General features: G+C 58.7%; 1 protein-coding gene. It reads left to right on the top strand.

The features are described 5' to 3' along the window. Window positions 1–867, top strand: an 867-nt coding sequence (locus A9W96_RS00840) for a phenoxybenzoate dioxygenase (protein WP_067137395.1), incomplete at its 5' end; no start/stop codon positions are given. Between the last annotated feature and the right edge of the window lie 509 nt (window positions 868–1,376).

The raw sequence follows: 1,376 nt of genomic DNA, 5'->3' as shown, positions 1-1,376 counted from the left end.
CAACCGTGGTATCCGGTCGAGGAGCGCTACGGCTTGGTGTTCGTCTACATGGGTCCGCCCGAACGCAAACCCGCGCTACCTCGCTACGAAATGTTTGAGGAGCTCGGTGAAGGGGAGGCCATATTCAGTGAAATCCCGGTGCCCGGATTCAATGTCACCGGCATGGTGATGCCGTGTAATTGGTTGCAGGCCTATGAAAATGCGATGGACCCGGTACATGCGATGTGGCTGCACTACACGCACAGCGGTCCCCAGTTCGACGGCGTCGGCGAGCTAGACGGGTTTCCGCACTCTTACTTCGACCCGTACCGGCTACCGGGAACGATCGAATTCGAGACGACAGCCCACGGCCCGTTTTATCGTCAGCGGTTCCACCACGAAGTAACCGATGGCGAGACCCGCCAACTGGACTGGTGCATCGAGTGTCACGTGCCCAATATCATCGCGTTGCCGGACTTTGTGAAAATTCCGGTCGACCAGCGCCCGGACTGCCTCGTGTGGAATGTGCCCTGTGACGACACGTCCTACCGGAATTTCATCGCGACGCGGGGGACGAGCATCGATCGGATGATGCGCCTGATCTTAGGGATTAAGCAGAACGGAAAGTTTCCCTGGGAACTGAGCGAGAAAGACGCCCAGCGTTATCCCGGCGATAATGAAGCGATTATCTCGCAGGGGCCGATAACCCAGCACTCCGCAGAGACACTGGTGACCTTCGACAAGGGTGTGGTGATGTTGCGGCGCATGCTGAGCCAGATGGTCGATGACGTGGAAGCGGGCCGCGATCCGGTGAACGTCGAACGCGGAGAAGCCCAGCCTCGTGAAGTCAAGTCAGGGCTCTTCACCGTCGGTGGAAAGTTCACATAGCCGTCCTGATGCCAGCCGTCGCGCCTCTCGTCGGGACGACGCCGAAGTAAGCACCTTCGCAGGCTGTCGGTGCTCCACACTGACCGAGCGCTCCAGACCAGATCGATATCCGACTCAATACCGCTGTTGGGCGGCAGCCATCAGCGGCACTACACGGTGGGCTCAAGGGTGCTCGGGCACACTGACCGCAAGAGGGCTCCGCACAGCAACCTCACAACGGCGTTCTGGCCACCTGATCGCGTGGCGTTTCAACACTTTTGAAATCACCTCGCTCAAGACAGTTAACCGCAGCTGAAAGCTTGACAACTATTCATCAGAGGTGGGATTGTCATTGTGATGACTGCAACAGTCCGGTGTACCGCGAGGCGAATTTGCGTCTTGATGCCCCGACCGAGCAGCACCTGCCTGAGTTGTGAAAGGACACACCGGAAATGACCGTCACATCCTCCCGTCTGGATTCTGGTACCGGTTATGGGCGTGCGCCGTCGTCGCACAATGCTCGGCTGACC

Source organism: Mycobacterium sp. 1245852.3, assembly GCF_001669335.1.
Taxonomy (GTDB): domain Bacteria; phylum Actinomycetota; class Actinomycetes; order Mycobacteriales; family Mycobacteriaceae; genus Mycobacterium; species Mycobacterium europaeum_A.
Note: the sequence above shows the minus strand (reverse complement) of the source record. Positions and strands in the feature narration are given on the sequence as shown.